At 41.5% G+C, this 17,704-nt stretch carries 14 protein-coding genes, 2 tRNA genes and 1 rRNA gene; 9 read left to right on the top strand and 8 right to left on the bottom strand.

Annotation, left to right across the window (positions count from 1 at the left end; translation table 11 throughout):
• The first annotated feature begins 17 nt into the window (after window positions 1–17).
• Window positions 18–251 carry a hypothetical protein gene (locus ES754_RS00085; RefSeq protein WP_147220932.1) on the top strand — a complete coding sequence of 78 codons (234 nt, stop codon included), beginning with the start codon at window positions 18–20 and terminating at the stop codon, window positions 249–251.
• Between the two features lie 34 nt (window positions 252–285).
• Here the strand turns inward: ES754_RS00085 and ES754_RS00080 are convergent, their stop codons facing one another.
• Window positions 286–645 (bottom strand): hypothetical protein, encoded by a 360-nt coding sequence (locus tag ES754_RS00080; protein ID WP_147220930.1) that lies wholly within the window; start codon window positions 643–645, stop codon window positions 286–288.
• A 134-nt stretch (window positions 646–779) separates the two neighbouring features.
• Window positions 780–1,157: an arsenate reductase gene (locus ES754_RS00075; protein ID WP_147220928.1), complete on the bottom strand. Its 378-nt coding sequence runs from the start codon at window positions 1,155–1,157 to the stop codon at window positions 780–782.
• Window positions 1,158–1,359: 202 nt separating this feature from the next.
• On the opposite strand from ES754_RS00075, the gene leuS reads away from it, so the two are divergent.
• From leuS to ES754_RS00040, 7 genes are all read left to right on the top strand, one after another.
• Complete coding sequence (gene leuS, locus ES754_RS00070) at window positions 1,360–4,050, top strand: leucine--tRNA ligase (protein WP_420825330.1); 2,691 nt, start codon at window positions 1,360–1,362, stop codon at window positions 4,048–4,050.
• Window positions 4,051–4,089: 39 nt separating this feature from the next.
• On the top strand, window positions 4,090–4,797 hold the full coding sequence (locus ES754_RS00065; RefSeq protein ID WP_147220924.1) for an LPS-assembly lipoprotein LptE: 708 nt from the start codon (window positions 4,090–4,092) through the stop codon (window positions 4,795–4,797).
• Window positions 4,798–4,827: 30 nt separating this feature from the next.
• Window positions 4,828–5,931 carry a DNA polymerase III subunit delta gene (locus ES754_RS00060; RefSeq protein ID WP_147220923.1) on the top strand — a complete coding sequence of 368 codons (1,104 nt, stop codon included), beginning with the start codon at window positions 4,828–4,830 and terminating at the stop codon, window positions 5,929–5,931.
• A gap of 182 nt (window positions 5,932–6,113) precedes the next feature.
• Window positions 6,114–7,517 carry a permuted SH3 domain-containing protein gene (locus ES754_RS00055; protein ID WP_147220921.1) on the top strand — a complete coding sequence of 468 codons (1,404 nt, stop codon included), beginning with the start codon at window positions 6,114–6,116 and terminating at the stop codon, window positions 7,515–7,517.
• 89 nt (window positions 7,518–7,606) lie between these two features.
• Complete coding sequence (locus tag ES754_RS00050) at window positions 7,607–9,604, top strand: MacB family efflux pump subunit (protein WP_147220919.1); 1,998 nt, start codon at window positions 7,607–7,609, stop codon at window positions 9,602–9,604.
• 254 nt (window positions 9,605–9,858) lie between these two features.
• Window positions 9,859–9,934 (top strand) — tRNA-Lys (locus tag ES754_RS00045).
• A 160-nt stretch (window positions 9,935–10,094) separates the two neighbouring features.
• Window positions 10,095–10,170 (top strand) — tRNA-Lys (locus tag ES754_RS00040).
• Window positions 10,171–10,274: 104 nt separating this feature from the next.
• Here the strand turns inward: ES754_RS00040 and ES754_RS00035 are convergent.
• The 5 genes from ES754_RS00035 to ES754_RS00015 form a co-directional block, all read right to left on the bottom strand.
• Window positions 10,275–11,045, bottom strand: a complete 771-nt coding sequence (locus tag ES754_RS00035; protein ID WP_147220917.1) for an MBL fold metallo-hydrolase — start codon at window positions 11,043–11,045, stop codon at window positions 10,275–10,277.
• Window positions 11,046–11,335: 290 nt separating this feature from the next.
• Window positions 11,336–13,423: a catalase gene (locus ES754_RS00030; RefSeq protein ID WP_147220915.1), complete on the bottom strand. Its 2,088-nt coding sequence runs from the start codon at window positions 13,421–13,423 to the stop codon at window positions 11,336–11,338.
• A 440-nt stretch (window positions 13,424–13,863) separates the two neighbouring features.
• A complete protein-coding gene (locus ES754_RS00025) occupies window positions 13,864–14,517 on the bottom strand; it encodes a DUF938 domain-containing protein (protein ID WP_201538797.1) in 654 nt (217 codons plus the stop codon).
• A 63-nt stretch (window positions 14,518–14,580) separates the two neighbouring features.
• A complete protein-coding gene (locus tag ES754_RS00020) occupies window positions 14,581–15,045 on the bottom strand; it encodes a flavodoxin family protein (RefSeq protein WP_147220913.1) in 465 nt (154 codons plus the stop codon).
• 52 nt (window positions 15,046–15,097) lie between these two features.
• Window positions 15,098–15,508 carry an OsmC family protein gene (locus ES754_RS00015; RefSeq protein WP_147220911.1) on the bottom strand — a complete coding sequence of 137 codons (411 nt, stop codon included), beginning with the start codon at window positions 15,506–15,508 and terminating at the stop codon, window positions 15,098–15,100.
• A gap of 194 nt (window positions 15,509–15,702) precedes the next feature.
• On the opposite strand from ES754_RS00015, the gene ES754_RS00010 reads away from it, so the two are divergent.
• Window positions 15,703–17,427 carry a hypothetical protein gene (locus ES754_RS00010; RefSeq protein WP_147220910.1) on the top strand — a complete coding sequence of 575 codons (1,725 nt, stop codon included), beginning with the start codon at window positions 15,703–15,705 and terminating at the stop codon, window positions 17,425–17,427.
• 142 nt (window positions 17,428–17,569) lie between these two features.
• On the opposite strand, the gene rrf is transcribed toward ES754_RS00010, so the two are convergent.
• Window positions 17,570–17,683, bottom strand: a 5S ribosomal RNA gene (gene rrf / locus ES754_RS00005).
• Window positions 17,684–17,704: the final 21 nt, after the last annotated feature.

Below are 17,704 nucleotides of genomic sequence, written 5' to 3'. Positions count from 1 at the left end.
TATATTAGGAATCAATAATGGCATTTTGGTTATGGTGTCTACTTTTTGCTATCCATAGCTTTTATATCTGGTGGATTATTGGTTATGGCGGCGCAAAGCGCGTAGAGGGCTGGCGCTCATTTTTCTTAGTCAGTTGGTTTGCACTCGATTGGAATGCTGAACAAATTCGGATGTATGTCCTGCTAATTTGGTTAATATCGCTGTTCTTCTTTATGATGGGCGTAATTAATCCTGAGTATCGATTCATTTAAACTCAGGATTAACTTAAGGGTAGTGTGGCGCTATCTAATACGCGCAGAATTCTACTGAACTGTGGCTGCTATTGCCGTATAACTTCATATAGTGATTGCCTTTAGTGTCAGTGTAAAACGACGAGTAAGTTTCATAACGACCAACATCAATACGGCCGTTGGGTCCTTTAACATAAGCAATGCTAATTTGGTCATCGCCCACATTACGGATACTCATTTCTTGATTGGCATTTAGCCATAAACGAAAAATTTTACCATTTTTTATATTACCAGTAAAACTTCCACAATAGCTGTCTTTTGCAAAGGTAATTTTAGTAGAGGAATCTGCCGCTTGCGCCGTCATAGCTATTAAAGGGGCGGTAGCAAGCGCGGTGATTAATAGTAACTTTTTCATAATGCTCTCCTTATCTTATGCTGCCTTGTTTATCACAACGTAAATAACGAAGTTCATTCCATTAACAATATAATAAGACAGAATGAGATAAGGTCATAGTGATTTTATGAAAATACACTTTTTAAATAATGATGTTATGTGAAGGTAGTTTCAAACTCTACTTCATCATAGCCACACAACAGTACTGGCTGTTCTTGATGCTTATTCTCAATCTGTCCTTCTATAATCGGACGTTTAATCATACTAGTATTGGCAAGTAGTAATTCAATCGCTGCATTTTCATCTGTATCAGCGGTGGCTTTTTGATCATCACTTAACTTACGCCATGTGGTTCCGCGCTTATTCAATACCTTATCTATTCCTAGCGTACCTACCCAGCGCTGCACGCTATCTGCATCAATACCTTGTTTCTTATAATCGTAAAACTCATAATCTACGCCCAGCGCTTCAAGCTTCTTAAAAGCTTTTTTCATAGTGTCACAGGATTTAATGCCGTAAATAGTAATGCTCATGTTATCTCCAAATTATTTTTTGTTTAAATTTTTATTTAAATTACCGTTAAACCTTACCCAGTCTAGCATTTTATCAATCAAACATACTGCATAGCCACCATACGATTGCCTTATCATAGCATCGCAATTTTTGCTGAATTACGCTATGCTATGCCATAATAAAATATCCTCCTTTATCTGTGTTAACCAATTAGAGCCCACAATGAGTAACTCGCAAATAGCCCCAACTAATAATCAACCAGTAAACACCACTGACGCCAGTATTAATGTATATCAGCCGCAGCTTATTGAAGCGGCGCAGCAAGCCAAATGGGCTACAGACAAGCGCTTTGAAGTTGGTAATGAGCCAAGCGATAAGCCGAGCCGCTATATGCTCTCGATGTTCCCTTATCCAAGTGGCAAGCTGCATATGGGCCATGTGCGTAACTATACCATCTCCGATGTACTCAGCCGTTATTACCGCCTCAAGGGCTTTGAGGTGATGCAACCAATGGGTTGGGACGCTTTTGGCTTGCCCGCTGAAAACGCCGCGATTGCGAATCAAACGCCGCCTGCCCAATGGACGTTTTCTAATATTGATAACATGCGCGTGCAACTAAAACTACTTGGTTTGTCAGTAGATTGGTCACGTGAATTTGCTACTTGTAGCCCTGAGTATTATCAGTGGGAACAGTGGTTATTCTTGCAACTATATAAAAAAGGCATGGTCTATAAAAAGCTAGCCACAGTCAATTGGGACCCAGTCGACAATACCGTACTTGCAAATGAGCAAGTCATTGACGGTAAAGGCTGGCGTAGTGGCGCTCTCGTTGAAAAGCGCGATATTCCGATGTATTACTTTAAAATCACTGATTATGCTGATGAGCTGCTTGATGATTTAGATCAGTTAGAGGGCCATTGGCCGTCTGAAGTGCTCACGATGCAACGCAATTGGATTGGTCGGAGTGCGGGTATGGAAGTTCATTTCCCTTATAACCTCGAAGGTCAAGACAATACGCTAGATGTCTTCACTACCCGTCCTGATACGTTAATGGGCGTTACTTATGTTGCCGTTGCTGCTGAGCATCCATTGGCGCAGTATGCCTCTGAGCACAATGAAGAAATTGCTACCTTCTGTGCGCTTTGTAAAAAAGGCTCAGTCGCTGAAGCAGACCTTGCTAAAGCCGATAAAGTTGGTATGGATACTGGTCTAACGGTTACCCATCCATTAACGGGCGAAAAAGTACCTGTTTGGGTCGCCAACTATGTACTCATGAGCTACGGCTCAGGTGCTGTGATGGCTGTACCCGCCCATGATGAGCGTGATTATGAGTTTGCCGTCAAGTATGACTTACCTATTAAACAAGTTATCAATGTTCCTGATGGTTATTTTGATGAGGCAGAGGACGACAATAGAGCTTATACCGAGCGCAATACCTTAGTCAATTCTGGCGCATTTGATGGTATGGACTTTGAGCAATCTTTTGAGGCGATGCTTGCCAAACTTGAACCACAAGCACTTGCCAATAAAAAGATTCAATATCGTCTGCGCGATTGGGGCGTCTCACGCCAGCGTTATTGGGGCTGCCCTATCCCGATGGTCAATTGTGAAAATTGCGGTACCGTCCCTGTTGAAGAAAAAGATTTGCCAGTAGTGTTGCCGACTGATGTCGTACCTGATGGTCGCGGTAATCCACTCAAAAATATTCCAGAGTTTGTGAATACCAGCTGTCCTAAATGTGGTAATCCTGCTGAGCGCGAGACCGACACATTTGATACCTTTGTTGAGTCGAGCTGGTACTATGCGCGCTTCGCCAGTCCACACGACGCTCAGAACATGGTGAATAAATCGGCCGCCAATAAATGGTTGCCAGTAGATCAATATGTTGGCGGTGTTGAACACGCTGTTATGCATCTGCTTTATGCCCGTTTTTTCCACAAACTGATGCGTGATGAGAACTTGGTATCAGGCGATGAGCCGTTTGCCAATTTAATGACCCAAGGCATGGTGCTTGCTGGTACTTTTTATCGGGTAAATGCCGATGGTAGCACCACGTATTACTTCCCGCATGATGTCGATATTGACTATAACGAGCGTGTACATCCGGTAACAGCGACCCTTAAAGCGGACGGACAGCCAGTAACGGTTGGCAAAATAGAAAAAATGTCCAAATCAAAGAATAACGGTGTTGACCCACAGACTACTATTGACCAATATGGTGCAGATACCGTTCGTCTTTATACCCTATTTACGGCTCCTGCCGATCAAACCCTTGAATGGTCAGACGATGCTTTAAAAGGCCCTTATAACTTCGTTAAAAAAGTTTGGCGCATTGCCACTGAACATATGCAGGCGCTAACGGCTGCTAATTTAGACCTTGATACTCTTAATCGAGAAGCTTTGAATACTGAGGGCTTGACCAAAGCGGCCAAAAATCTGCGCCGTAAGACTCATGAAACGATTGGCAAGATTGACAATGATCTGGGTGAACGCCTAGCGCTAAATACGCCGGTATCGAGCTTGATGGAACTTGCTAATGAGCTGGGTAGCTTTAAGGCCAGTAACGAGCAAGATTTGCAAGTGCAACATGAAGCCTTAATTGACTTACTAATTGTACTGTCTGTCTACGCGCCGCACGTTGGTGAGCATTTGCTTGAACAGTTAGGACTTGATACCAAAACTATGGCTTATCCTGCTGTTGATACAAGCGCATTAGTACAAGATACCGTTACAATGGTCATTCAGGTTAACGGTAAAGTACGCGGCAAAATGGACGTCGCGCCAAATGGCGATGCTGAGCAGCTTAAAGCACAAGCACGTGCCATTGAAAGTGTGGCAAAATTCATCACTGGCGAGATCAAAAAAGAAATTGTCGTGCCTAATAAATTGGTCAATATTGTGGTAGCAGGCTAAGCTTATTAAGCAGCTTGATTAAAAACAAGGATAACGATTATGGGCTATCAAGATCGACCAACGCAGTTATTAGCAGACGCAAAAGGCCGAGTAAAAAAGCTGGCTACCGTGTTACTGACTGCCTTGCCAATGCTTACGGTAGTAAGCGTCGCAACTGGTCTTAGTGGTTGTGGTTTTCAATTGCGTGGTTATGATGCCCCTTTGCACTTTGATGTTGCCAAGACCGCCCTTATCATTGAAGACAATCGTATCTCATTTCCACTGAAACTACCGTTAACAAGACGGTTAGAGGCTTTGGGCGTAGACGTTATTGACAATAATACGGCGAACAGCTCTACTAACAGTGCCACCAGCAATACTGGCGTTGAACAGATTGCGACTATTAACGTCAAAAACGTGCGCTTTAAGCGTTACGAGTTGGTTGGGGTGTTAACCGAGATTAGACTGGTATTATCAGCAGAGGTCACTTATCAAACCATTCAAGAGGGTAAGTCTGTGACGTTAACCAATCCTATTCAAGTTGAGCGCAGCTATCAATATAACGAGGCCTCAGTCAGTACCGACGACCAGCAAGGCAGTCAAATTCGCGATTGGTTATATGACAGTCTATCACGCCGTATTACAGATCAATATGTCGCTATCAGTCTACCTAAAATGTCACCTGCCAGCACCAATAAGTCCTCGCAACTTATTAAAAACCCTGCGAACAAGTCACAAGTAACAACCATTGTGGCACCCGACTCTTGATTATCTTCTCTACTTTGTAGCACAACACTTATGCAAGAGATCTTTATCCAAGCCTATCCAAAGCTGCTGCAACCCACGGTTACGGTAGCAGGCTTATGGCTGGCACATGGTGATGAGCCATTATTACATCAGTGGCTCATTGATGCGCTGCGATCACATTGGCGTGCACAAAACTATGCAATCAAGCGTATTGAGCTGGTATCCGTCAAGAGCTGGCAAGAAGTTTTGTCAGAGCTGGGTAGTTTGTCTTTATTTGATGATGCCAGTGCCTTAATTGTGACGGGTAACCATAAACCGGATAAAGCGGTTATTACTGAGATTGAACGCTTTGCTATTGACGCCCAGACAGAGGTCAATGGTAACAGCCTATTATGGTTAACCTCTAAGCTAGACCGCCGTGCTCAAAGTAGTAAATGGTTCACGCCTTTTGCGCAATATGGTCACATCATCGATTGTAATTTAAACGATGAGCGCCAACGCCAGCAGCTGTTGCAAATTCAGGCGCAACAGTTCGGTCTTAAGCTATCTCAAGAGGCGTGGCAGTTGTTAATGTCACATACTGAGCATCATATATTGAGTGCTTATCAAACCCTTTGGCGGCTGTCTTATTTATTTGCGCCAGAACTAGCAGCTAGTAATAAACCAGCAGTAGCAAATAATAATGGCCAAGATAATGGTAGTAATAGCAACACTACTAAAACAGTGCTTACCAGCGTCGCGCTAGATATTAATGATTTACAAGCGGCTTTAGTTAGCGATGCGCACTTTAGTGTGTTTGATTTATCCGATGCCATGCTAGCGGGTAATAGCGCGCAGGTAGCGAAGATAATATTTCAACTGCAAGTCACTGATGAGCCGACCACCTTAGTGCTATGGGCAATCAGTAAAGACATGCGCCAAATTATGGCACTGATGGAAGGTCAAGATCCGCAAGCACTCGGAATTTGGCGCAGTAAACAAGGGCTATACCAGCAAGCTTGCCGGCGTCAGTCAAAAGCCCAAACTTCCCAGTGGCCCGCTCTTATTTATCGCTGTGACCAAGCCATTAAAGGGATTATCCGCCAGCCAGCATGGGAGCTATTATTACAGGCAGCATTAGAACTAGCGGGGCAGCGTTTGTTCCTTACAAAATAAACGTTAACATACTCTACTAGAATTTATTTATAACCATTTTTCATAGCTATAACTGATAGCTGTTATCAAACCTCATCCTCTCTAACTCTCCCTTAACCTTTCGCAAACTAATTGCCGTTCCCTTTTAGGCATGAAGCCTTTACTATACCCATACTTGATTTGACTGTAATTGGATGCTCAGCATGCGCAAACTAAGCAAAAAGTCTGCTATTAAATGGGCCATTATTGCCTTAATTGTCATAGCATTAGGGGCTTTGGCCTATAAAACCTTAAAACCAAAAGATATTCAGCCCAACTACCTTACTGCAATAGCTGAGATTGGCGATATTGAAAATAACGTCATGGCATCCGGTAAGGTAAAAGCGCTTAATACCGTTGATGTCGGGGCACAGGTATCCGGTGAGGTTAAACGATTATTCGTTGAAGTAGGCGATGAAGTACAAAAAGGCGATCTTATTGCACAGATTGATCAAGTCACCCAAAAAAATAACTTAAGCAATGAGCAAGCCAGCCTTGAGCAAAGCGAAGCAGCTATCCAAAGTGCCCGAGCAGAAGCATTGAGCCGTGAAGCAGGGCTAAAAAGTGCCTATGCTGACCTGGCTAGCCGGCAGTCAGACTTAAAACAGGCACAATCTGACTTCGGGCGTTTGCAGTCTTTAGTCGCTATTGATGCCATCTCGCAACAAGAGTACGATACCCAAGCTACTCGTATTGATACGGCAAAATCTGCCGTTGCCAGCGCCCGTGCTTCTATTGATACGGCTAATGCAGCCATAGCGACTACAAAAGCTAATATCAATAGTCAACAGGCGGCCCTACGCAAATCACAGACCAACGTTGATACGGCCCAAGAAGACCTCAGCTATACTACTATACGTGCACCAATGGCAGGTACCGTCGTCTCAGTCACGACCGAACAAGGCACTACCGTTAACGCCAATCAAAGCGCACCGACCATTGTCACTTTAGCGGACTTATCAACAGTCCGCATTAATGCGCAAATCTCTGAAGCCGACGTCATCAACGTACAGGCAAATATGCCGGTATATTTTAATATTATCGGTAATCCTGACCAAAAATATGATGCTACCCTTAAGGCCGTCGAGCCAGCACCCGAGCGTATTAGTGATACCAGCTCAACTGATGCTGCCATTTATTATGTCGGTTACATTGAAGTACCCAATACCGAACGCCGCTTTCGTATCGATATGACCGCGCAAGTTTATATTGTTATTAATCAAGCTAAGGATGCTTTACTCATTCCTTCCGCTGCCCTGCAACCTATTGGTAAATCTAAAAAACCTACTGGTGCTGAGAAAGATAATAACTCTGTTAAGGGTAGTGGCAATAAAGCCAATTCCGAAGATACTAATGACGTCAATGCTAATAGTGATAATGCCACTATGGCTAAAGTTCGTGTCCTCAAAGCCAATGGCGAAGTGGTTGAACAAATCGTAAAAGTGGGTATTAACAACCGTGTTAATGCGCAAATCTTAAGCGGATTAAAGGTAGGTGACGAAATTATCTTAAGCGAAGAAGGCCCAGAAAAAGGTAGTAAAGGTAGAAGAGGCGGACGTCCATTCTAATAGTCAATAATTAGCACTGAATAATTGGCAAGCAAGACGTACTTTTAACATCAATTATATAAGCAATATTGATATAGGCAGTATGGTAGATGAATATCCAAGACCGCACTTCTAACGCCGAGACAGATGTCCCCTTAATGCAAGTTAAAGGACTGATTAAAGAGTTCAAAGCGGGTGAGCAAACCATTCGCGTGCTTAATGATATCAATCTAACCATTAACCAAGGTGAAATGGTCTCCATTATTGGGCAGTCAGGTTCTGGTAAGTCTACCTTGATGAATATCTTAGGGTGCTTGGATCAAGCAAGTGCTGGCGATTATAAAATCTTTGGCCAATCAGTCAACCGCTTAGAACCCGATGAATTGGCCAAACTACGCCGCGAGCATTTTGGCTTTATTTTTCAGCGCTATCATCTACTAGGTGATATTAGCGCGCGTGACAACGTCGCTGTCCCTGCCGTTTATGCTGGTATGGATGGACAAGCACGTAGCGACCGGGCTGAGCAGTTACTAGCTGATTTAGGACTGGCTGACAAAGTTGATAACCGTCCCAGCCAGCTATCAGGCGGACAACAGCAGCGGGTCTCTATCGCTCGCGCCCTAATGAATGGCGGTGACATCATCCTAGCGGATGAGCCAACAGGGGCGCTTGATAGCAAGTCCGGTAATGACGTGATGCAAATCCTGAAAGACTTAAACGCTCTAGGCCATACCATTATCATGGTGACTCATGACCCCAATCTTGCTGAGCAGGCTGAGCGTGTCATTGAGATAAAAGACGGCTATATCGTCGCTGACTATAAAACCAAAAACTACCAGCAAACGCAAGCAAAGCCTGAAGCTATTCTAGATCGACACCGTAAGAGCGCATTTAGCAGCTTTATTGATCGTCTGCTTGAAGCCTTTAAAATGTCGCTACTGGCAATGCGTGCCCATAAAATGCGTACCTTATTGACAATGCTAGGCATCATCATTGGTATTGCCTCAGTAGTATCGGTCGTAGGCCTTGGTAAAGGCTCACAAGCGCAGATTTTGACCAATATCAGCTCTCTTGGTACTAACACCATCACTGTCTCTGATGGCTACCCGTATGGCGACCCTAGACGCCAATATAACGATGACAACCTAACCCCGCAAGATGCACAAGCCGTGGCCGACCAGCCCTATGTGGTCAGTGTCAGCCCACAAATTAATAACAACACCAGTGTACGCTACCGCAACATACAAGAAGCAGCCAGCGTTAAAGGGGTGGGCAAAGACTATCTTGATGTAACTGGTGAGACTTTAGCTCAAGGTCAAGGCTTTGACGAACAAAGTATCTTACGGCGCACTCAGGATATTATTATTGACAGTAATGCCAAACGTACCTTTTTCCCGGATAATGCCAATCCCATTGGTGAAGTGGTATTGATAGGCAGTGTGCCCGGACGGGTGATTGGCGTATTAGCGCCTAATACAGGCGGCTTTGGCGGTGGCGTAGACTCACCAACCCTTTATATGCCCTACACTACCATGATGTCGCGTCTCATCGGTAGCAGCTATATCGAAAGCTTCGTAGCATTGATTGATGACAACATCTCTTCCTCTGCCGCTGAGTCTGCTATCTCCCAGCTAATGGAAAGTCGCCATGGCACCGATGACTTTCGGATTCGCAACTCCGACTCTATTCGCCAAACGATTGAATCTACCACTGCTGCCTTAACCTTGCTAATCTCATCTATCGCTATTATTTCTTTAATTGTTGGCGGTATTGGCGTTATGAACATCATGTTGGTATCAGTCACTGAACGTACCAATGAGATTGGTGTACGCATGGCCGTCGGTGCTCGTCAAAACGACATTATGCAGCAGTTTTTAATTGAAGCTATTTTGGTTTGTATCTTGGGTGGTCTATTGGGTATCGGCTTGGCCTTTGCTATTGGCGAGCTTATCAATCGTATCGGCGGTGATAGTTTTCAAGTTATCTATTCACCGACGTCTATTATTGCCGCCTTTCTATGCTCGACACTTATTGGTGTCGTTTTTGGCTTCCTGCCAGCACGTAATGCGGCCAAACTTGATCCAGTTGAAGCCCTTTCTAGGGATTAAACGGATGCACATTAGACATTTATGCTGCTGCTTAAAAGCTGTAAATATGCCTCACATACAAATTTATGATAAAAAATAAACTTTTTTTGTAGAATTTCTAGTTTTTTTATAATTCAGGGTTGTAATTACCCTGATTCTATATATAATGTGCTCTCACGTTTAGAGATACAAATTATCTAAATGTAGAAATAAAATCCAGTTTTAAGGGTTTTAACTTGTAGAGTAAAAAGCATGGCTTTTATGCAATCTCTTCAGGGCCGTTAGCTCAGTTGGTAGAGCAGTTGACTTTTAATCAATTGGTCCCGCGTTCGAATCGCGGACGGCCCACCATTTTTAGCTAGATTCTTACTAAGTATTTTGCCCTACTCGGCATTAGCTTAATGAGATTACTTTTTAAAGACATTTTTAAAATGTTTAGTTTCAAACAGTTCTCTTTTAAGGGAATTACCTTTACGAAGCTAAAATTACAGTGTAATTTTTATTTCGCTCAGGGCCGTTAGCTCAGTTGGTAGAGCAGTTGACTTTTAATCAATTGGTCCCGCGTTCGAATCGCGGACGGCCCACCATATTCTAAAGCCCAGTCATAGTTAATGACTGGGCTTTTTCTTGCTTAAAATTTTTAAGTATACTCTAGGTGTATGAGTTATTAGTAAGAAAGCGTCTAACTATACTACCCCATCTCAGACTCTTTAGTCCGCCACCACAATAGTTTATGACGAATGGTATCTTTTACGGTACGCCGATGCTTAGGCGCTTGCATAATTAACATATCAAAAGTTGCTGCGTCAATAGACAGCTCGCGTCCATGTGCCATCATCACGTTGGATGGTTTCAAGTCTTTAATTTTTTGTAGAGAGCTGATATAAGCCTTGGGATCGTATATCGGAAAGGGTGCGACAAACTTATGGCGCAGCTTAATGATCAGGTCGGCAGTATAAACTTGCCGACTTGGCACATGAAACAAGGACAAGTCGCGGTCAGTATGCCCTGGTGTCTCTAATACTTGCCAATCATCAAATCCAGGCACACCATCACCATCATTAACCGTAGCGTCAGGATGCAAATGCGCTGGATACCATAGTCTTTTGAACAGACGGCCTTGGCGCTTAGCCACATAATGCGCCAGTCCCGTGTCTACTAAATGCATCAACTGACCACCGATACCCTTATACCATTGCTCGGGCTTACTCGCTGATATAACTTTACAGCCTGTGGCGCGCCGAAGCTTGTGTGCCCCGCCTGCGTGATCGGGATGCATATGGGTTACCATGACTACTTTTAGATCAGTCACTGGACGCTGTAAAGTATTTTTAATATAGTCTAATACCATTGGTACATCAGGGCGACAGCAACCATCCAGTAATAATAGCTTATCCGGGTATACGGCAAGATAAGTACTTTGAATATAACCTTCTAAACGTACAACCTCACGTAAACTCATTAATCATCCTTGATCAATCATTAATTTTTAATCTTTATTGGAATTAGACTTTATAGTTATATATCTACTAAAGCATATTACGTTTAGTATAACGCTGATTGTTTTTTGATAAGTTATTTTCAGTGAACGCTTGTGACTATACTAATATTAATGTTTTGGCCAACTACAGAGGATCTCTACTCTATTACACGCCGTAAAAGCAAAAACTCAGCCTTTGGGCTGAGTTTAAGAATAAAACTACAAAATGAATATATGCGCTAACTTATGCCACTTTATACATTAGGTAGGAATTAAGCTAAGTCACGAACCTTAGGTTCACGCTCCCAAAGACGCGATTTGGCATTTTCAATGAAAGTATCTAAATCAGCTAACGGGGTCACAAAAGCATCTTTTTCAATCGGTAGCTTACTCAAGATGAACTCATCGGTCGCACCGCAATAAGCAATCGCTTTACAATGTACATAAGCGTCTGTGAACCAATCTAAAGCTGAGCTGTCTTTAGCTAGCTTTTTAGCTTGGTCTGGCATAATAATGCTGACTACTGCATCAAATAGTACTGACGGCGCACCAGTAATGCGTTCATCAGATTGTATGCAAGTGCCATCATCAAGTAAGACCTCACGACCTGGAGCAACGATTTTTACACTGGCCCCTTCTGCTTTTGCAGCGTCTTCAAACTTTTTGATTTCACTATGTTTTGAGCCTTCTGCAACTAAGATACCTACCAAGCGACCTTTTAAGCTCTTAGGTGTGAGGCCAATAGTTCTTACCGCAGCAGAGGTAGCCATATCTTGCACTGGTGCTGCTGGATCAGCGGCCTCAGGTAATTCCATACCTAGTGCTTTTGCAACACGGCTGGCCAAATCTTGATCAATATGAATAAGATGACTGAGCGTACGAGTACGCACGTGGGCAGCATCTACTTTACCAAGCTCAAAGGCATACGCTGACGCAATATGTGCCTGCTCAATCGTGGTTTGACTACGATAGAACATACGCGGCTGGCTATAATGGTCGGCAAAGCTTTCGGCACGTACGCGGCCTTTAACACCATCATCTAGCTTTTCATGGAACGACTCAAAGCCTTTTTTGACACTTTCACGAGGTCTCGTTGGATCTAAGCTTTGTGGCTCATAGAGAACCCGAGTTTTAGGCACTTGCATCTGCATATGACCATCTTGCTGATTGTTAGCAAACGGACATTTTGGCGCATTGATAGGAATCTGTGCAAAATTAGGAGACCCAAGACGCTTCAGCTGCGTATCTAAATAGCTGAACAGTCGACCTTGCAATAGTGGATCATTACTAAAGTCAATACCCGGTGGTACATGGGATAGACAGAAAGCTACTTGTTCAGTTTCAGCAAAGAAATTATCTGGATTACGATTGAGTACCATTTTACCAACAATTTTAACAGGCACCATTTCTTCTGGAATCAGTTTAGTAGAATCTAAATGGTCAAATGGAAAATCGTTGGCTTGTTCTTCAGTGAATAACTGGACACCAAATTCCCATTCAGGATACATTTGGTTATCAATTGCCTCAAACAAATCGCGGCGATGATAATCAGGATCGGCACCAGAGATTTTTACAGCTTCATCCCATGTGGTCGACTGTACACCCAGCAATGGCTTCCAATGAAAGCGCATAAAGGTACTTTTGCCCTCTTTGTTAATCAGACGATAACTATGGATTCCAAAACCTTCAATCATGCGCAGGCTACGCGGTAACCCACGATCACTCATCAGCCAAATGACGTTATGCATGGTTTCAGGGCTTAATGAGACAAAGTCCCAAAACGTATCATGGGCGGAAGCCGCCTGCGGAAAACCGCGATCAGGTTCAGGTTTAACAGCATGTACAAGGTCTGGAAACTTCATCGCATCTTGGATAAAGAAAATGGGCATGTCATTACCGACTAGATCCCAGTTTCCCTCTTCGGTATAGACTTTAACGGAAAAGCCGCGCACATCACGTGGGGTATCTTTTGAGCCTTTACTACCAGCAACTGTAGAAAAACGCGTGAACAATGGGGTTTGTTTGCCCGTTTCCGTTAAGATTTTTGCCGTGGTATATTCTTCAAGTGATTCGGTTAATTCAAAGTAACCGTGAGCCGCACTACCACGAGCATGAACAACGCGCTCAGGGATACGTTCATGGTCAAAATGATTGATCTTTTCACGTAAGACAAAATCTTCTAGTAATGTTGGACCGCGCGGACCTGCTTTAAGTGAGTTTTGATTGTCAGAAATAACCACACCTTGCTGGGTGGTTAGCATTTTACCATCATCGTCTGCACGCTGATGGGTTTCACCACCATTGCCGCGGGTGGTGTTCATCGTCTTGGCGGGGTCGGTATGATCAATATTTGTTTTCATTATCCATCCTAGCTATTTTTTTAGTTAATGGGAGGTAAAAAGCTATTGCTACTATATTTTTCGGTTTAATTTCACGTTGAGATAGGCTAATGCAAGAGCATTAAAGGTCTGATTAGGATAAGCAAGCTTACCAATATGCAGCAACTTATGTTAGGCAAGTTTTTACTCAATATTGTTGATGTTTAGTTAAAAATTACATAGCTTAACAAGCACTTATCAAATTAGTTAGCAGGATATCTGAATAATTGAGCCAAACTCTATTTCTAAACAAAGATTAGAATCATAGAAGTCCTTAGGTTCAAACTGCAAGAAATAGTAGGTGGGATCAGTAAAAAAATAAGAATAAAAATGAAAAACTATAAAATATTATTACGAAAAAGACAGACTTAATTTTTAATTAAAAATGGAATTTTAAAAGACGAAATAAAACCGAGTAAATATCACAATGTTTTTTCAAAAACTAATAATTGGTTGTTCGCAGGCATTTTTTGCGTTGTTAATAAAGCTAAGTGATGAGTTACTCCTAACGTTACGACTGTTTCTTTATCACGTATACCACTACTATTATTATGCCGACGTAGCATCTCATCAAACCGACGATTGCCTTCGCTGGTGTATTGACCGTTTTCATTAAATGGACCATAAATAACCAGCTTTCCGTGCAGAGGTAAAGCGTCACCTACTAACTTAAACAATCTTTCCACTAGCGGCCACGCAATAATATGCAGGGTATTAGCGGTAAACACGGCATCATAGGACTGACTAGAAATAAGACTAAGTGGTAATAGATCGCTATTTAGGTCGAAAGGTAAAGGAGCATAAAGATTAGGCGCTGGATAAGCAGTATGCCAAGCTTCAATTACATTATGATTGGCTATAATGTCGCTAGTTTGCCACTGTAAATGTGATAAATTTGGTGCAAAATAAACGCTATGTTGACCCGTTCCTGAACCAATCTCTAATACATTCTTAGAATCTTTTAGCTCTTGCTGTAAGACTTCTAAAATAGGTTGTTTATTGTTTTCACAAGCTTGAGAAAACGGTAATCCAGCTATATCGATAGAGTTTTTATTACTTACATTATCATCAAGCATTTCTAATTCCCTCAAAATTTCTAATCAAAGCTTATATATTAACAATCTTTCTTAGAGCTGAAATTAATAAATACCTGCATCTACCCCAGCTGCCAACGTCATCGCCAGCTCTTCTACTTGCTCAGTAAATGCCTGTTGCCAATCACCTTGTAAAATCAACGCCTCTTGAATCCACTCCCAACGCAGTCCGGTCGTAATCGTCTTGATAGCAAGTTTAGTGCCCGTACCATCATGACCTGCTCTGATATATAACGCAAACGGCATGCCCTGCTTCTTCTCTAACACCGGATAATAGCAGCGATCAAAAAAGTCTTTGGTCAGCCCTGCCATATAAGCCAAGTTCTCAGTCGTCCCTAGTAATACTGCATCAGCTGCCAATACATCTTCAGGCTGAGTATCTTGTGGTAACTTTAATATAACATTGATATCTAAATCAGGATGACTAGCACCGTCATACGCCGCATGAGCCAATTTTTTGGTATTAGGCGATGGAGCATGTGCGACGATAAGCAAGGTTTTGGTAGCCATATTATTCACCGTGATAGAGATTACTAGTTTTTGGAATTAGTAGTTCTTGGAATCAATAGCTCTTAGAATTAATAGTCACTTTTTGGATAATATCAGGATGGATACTTTTCGCAACTGGGCAAGTCAGCGCCGTGTTATAGAATATTTTTTGCGTCTTATCATCTAAACTTTGATTAAAAGTAATCGCGACATGTACTTCACAAACCCGTCTTGGATCAGCTGCCATCACTTTAGTCACGTCAGCCGTAGTACCTGCAATATCGATATTTATATCACGAGCTTTAATACCAATAATCGTCAGCATACAACTGGCTAAGCTGGTCGCCAATAAATCAGTCGGTGAAAACGCTTCGCCTTTACCTTGGTTATCAATTGGTGCATCAGTGATGATTTCATTGTTTGATTGTAAATGAATGGCGGTAGTACGCAGATCGCCTTGGTAGGTTACTTTTGAGGTGGTCATACTTTATCTCCTTATATTGACTGCTTACGTTTTATACAAAAGCTAAATTAATGTATCATGTTAATGGTTAGTTTATAACTATAAAAAACAAAGCGATCTTTGGGCTATGTTCACTTATTGATACTACAAAAATATCCCAGTCTGTCATGAGCTATGATTTTTATAGTCAAATACATTTAGAAGGTACAAATATAATGAACATCTATGATCTCTCTGAATATCAGGTTTATAAATTAAAATCTATAGATCCTGCTTTAGGTTCAAATTGGCGTGAAGTAATTCAAGAGATACTGCCCCAGCTAAACAAAGAAAGCCAAGCAAGTATATATAAAAACATACTTGCCCCTCGAGGTATTAATTACAACTTAGTATACAAGCGTCCTGATACGCTGAAAAGTGTTATGAGGAAGATGACTACACAGAATAAAGAATTAACTAATATCACTATTCATATGTCTAAACTTATTGACTCAACACCTGTCTCTTATCAGGCATTGAAATTAGCTGATGAAATTGAAGCAATGCTTGATTATTTAGACGGACTGGATGTCCAAGGATCGCTTTACGATCAAAAAAATCGGATCAATATAAAGACAGCTTTTCTATATGATCTAGCAGACTGGATAGATAAAGTTGAGTTAATTATCGACGGTGGACTACGCAGTCTCAACAATGATATTGTTAAAACCTATTTAAAAGAAGTGTTTATCAAACAAAAAATACAAGGCAGAGATTTTCGTAGCTGGGACTCGACTGATCTGAGCTTTCAAGAGTTAACTCACTTACCATCGTTGATAAAAAAAGAAGGTAAACAGAGAAAGTTTTTCGTTGTAGAAGGCCAAAACTATTGGTTTATAGTAGGAATCGCAAGTCAACCCAATAATAATGCCTACTCCTTCAGAAGGTTTTTATATGAATCAAGTAGCGGAGAAGGAATTAACAAATTTATTTACTTAACTCATTTAGTCATTGAAAAAAACAGTTTAAATAATAATGAATATATCAACCACATTTCATATTGTATGAGTCGACTTTATACCCTAGATAGAGGAGTGTCTGATACTGTATTAAAGTTTGTTCTTGAAGTTCAGCACTTAAATAGAACATACCTAACCACTCTACTAAAAAAGCCACTTGATCAAGATGGTAGTAGTTCAGAGACTATTATCGCTAATAGAATGGTCGACTACGAAAAGCAACTCTCTATCCTGATTCTTAATAAACTCCCTAACGTTATTCAGACTGTAATAAGTGACAAAAATGATCAAAACTTTTTATTTTATCACTTAGATCAATTAATAAAAAGAATGATTGAAAACACTCAAGACTTTAGGCTACAGCCTTTAGCAATGTATTCTGAAAGCAGTGAAATTATGGTTATCAAATTAATTTCGTTAAGAAAACTACTTGATAACCTATGGGGTCTATTTACTATAGGGCAAAATAATATATCTGATTATGAAACAACAATGGAAAATTCTTTATTAATTATCAAAGAAAAGCTAAAAGAATGTGAAGCTAATTTACAAGAAATCAACAGTCTAAAAGAAGAGTTGAATCACTACCTCAAAGTTAAACAAGAAGGTAGCTTTTGGCAAAAGATGAAACTAGGTAAATCTCTAAGATATACAGCGGAAGAAATAATAGAAATAGAATCAACCCTTAATCAAGATCTATTTATGTTCATTATTCGCCTAGCTAAGAATAAAGCAGTTAGTATTGTATATCCAGAGTTCGAATGCGAGATTATAGTCAATGAAAGCTATAGACACTATGCTATTGCAGATGGAAAAATAGGTATTACTCGACTTCCACGCATTCTACGTTTGCCTGAAAATAAAAGTAAGTTTACGTTTAGTAGTGTAGAAGAGATGATGAATAATGATATCTTTAAACCTTCTCAACCTTTCAAGGGTTGACGTCATTAAACTTATAATCATAAAATTGTAGCTGTTAGCCTGGCTTCCATCGACTAATCGTATGATACGTCTTGTAATTTATTCAACCCAAAGAAAAGCCCCCCTCTGCTTTCGCAGAGGGGGGTTTATCTTTAGAATAGAGAGCTGACAATGACCTACTCTCACATGGGCGAACCACACTACCATCGGCGCTATGATGTTTCACTTCTGAGTTCGGTAAGGGATCAGGTGGGGCCATCATGCTATGGTCGTCAGCAAAGGGGGTTAGATATGAGTC

Source organism: Psychrobacter frigidicola (assembly GCF_007997305.1).
GTDB lineage: Bacteria > Pseudomonadota > Gammaproteobacteria > Pseudomonadales > Moraxellaceae > Psychrobacter > Psychrobacter frigidicola.
Note: the sequence above shows the minus strand (reverse complement) of the source record. Positions and strands in the feature narration are given on the sequence as shown.

Coding starts and splice junctions, on each gene's coding strand:
- ES754_RS00050 (WP_147220919.1), top strand. CDS start 7,607: ATGAATATCCAAGACCGCACTTCTAACGCCGAGACAGATGTCCCCTTA.
- ES754_RS00065 (WP_147220924.1), top strand. CDS start 4,090: ATGGGCTATCAAGATCGACCAACGCAGTTATTAGCAGACGCAAAAGGC.
- ES754_RS00055 (WP_147220921.1), top strand. CDS start 6,114: ATGCGCAAACTAAGCAAAAAGTCTGCTATTAAATGGGCCATTATTGCC.
- ES754_RS00015 (WP_147220911.1), bottom strand. CDS start 15,508: ATGACCACCTCAAAAGTAACCTACCAAGGCGATCTGCGTACTACCGCC.
- ES754_RS00020 (WP_147220913.1), bottom strand. CDS start 15,045: ATGGCTACCAAAACCTTGCTTATCGTCGCACATGCTCCATCGCCTAAT.
- ES754_RS00085 (WP_147220932.1), top strand. CDS start 18: ATGGCATTTTGGTTATGGTGTCTACTTTTTGCTATCCATAGCTTTTAT.
- leuS (WP_420825330.1), top strand. CDS start 1,360: ATGAGTAACTCGCAAATAGCCCCAACTAATAATCAACCAGTAAACACC.
- ES754_RS00030 (WP_147220915.1), bottom strand. CDS start 13,423: ATGAAAACAAATATTGATCATACCGACCCCGCCAAGACGATGAACACC.
- ES754_RS00025 (WP_201538797.1), bottom strand. CDS start 14,517: ATGCTTGATGATAATGTAAGTAATAAAAACTCTATCGATATAGCTGGA.
- ES754_RS00080 (WP_147220930.1), bottom strand. CDS start 645: ATGAAAAAGTTACTATTAATCACCGCGCTTGCTACCGCCCCTTTAATA.
- ES754_RS00060 (WP_147220923.1), top strand. CDS start 4,828: ATGCAAGAGATCTTTATCCAAGCCTATCCAAAGCTGCTGCAACCCACG.
- ES754_RS00035 (WP_147220917.1), bottom strand. CDS start 11,045: ATGAGTTTACGTGAGGTTGTACGTTTAGAAGGTTATATTCAAAGTACT.
- ES754_RS00010 (WP_147220910.1), top strand. CDS start 15,703: ATGAACATCTATGATCTCTCTGAATATCAGGTTTATAAATTAAAATCT.
- ES754_RS00075 (WP_147220928.1), bottom strand. CDS start 1,157: ATGAGCATTACTATTTACGGCATTAAATCCTGTGACACTATGAAAAAA.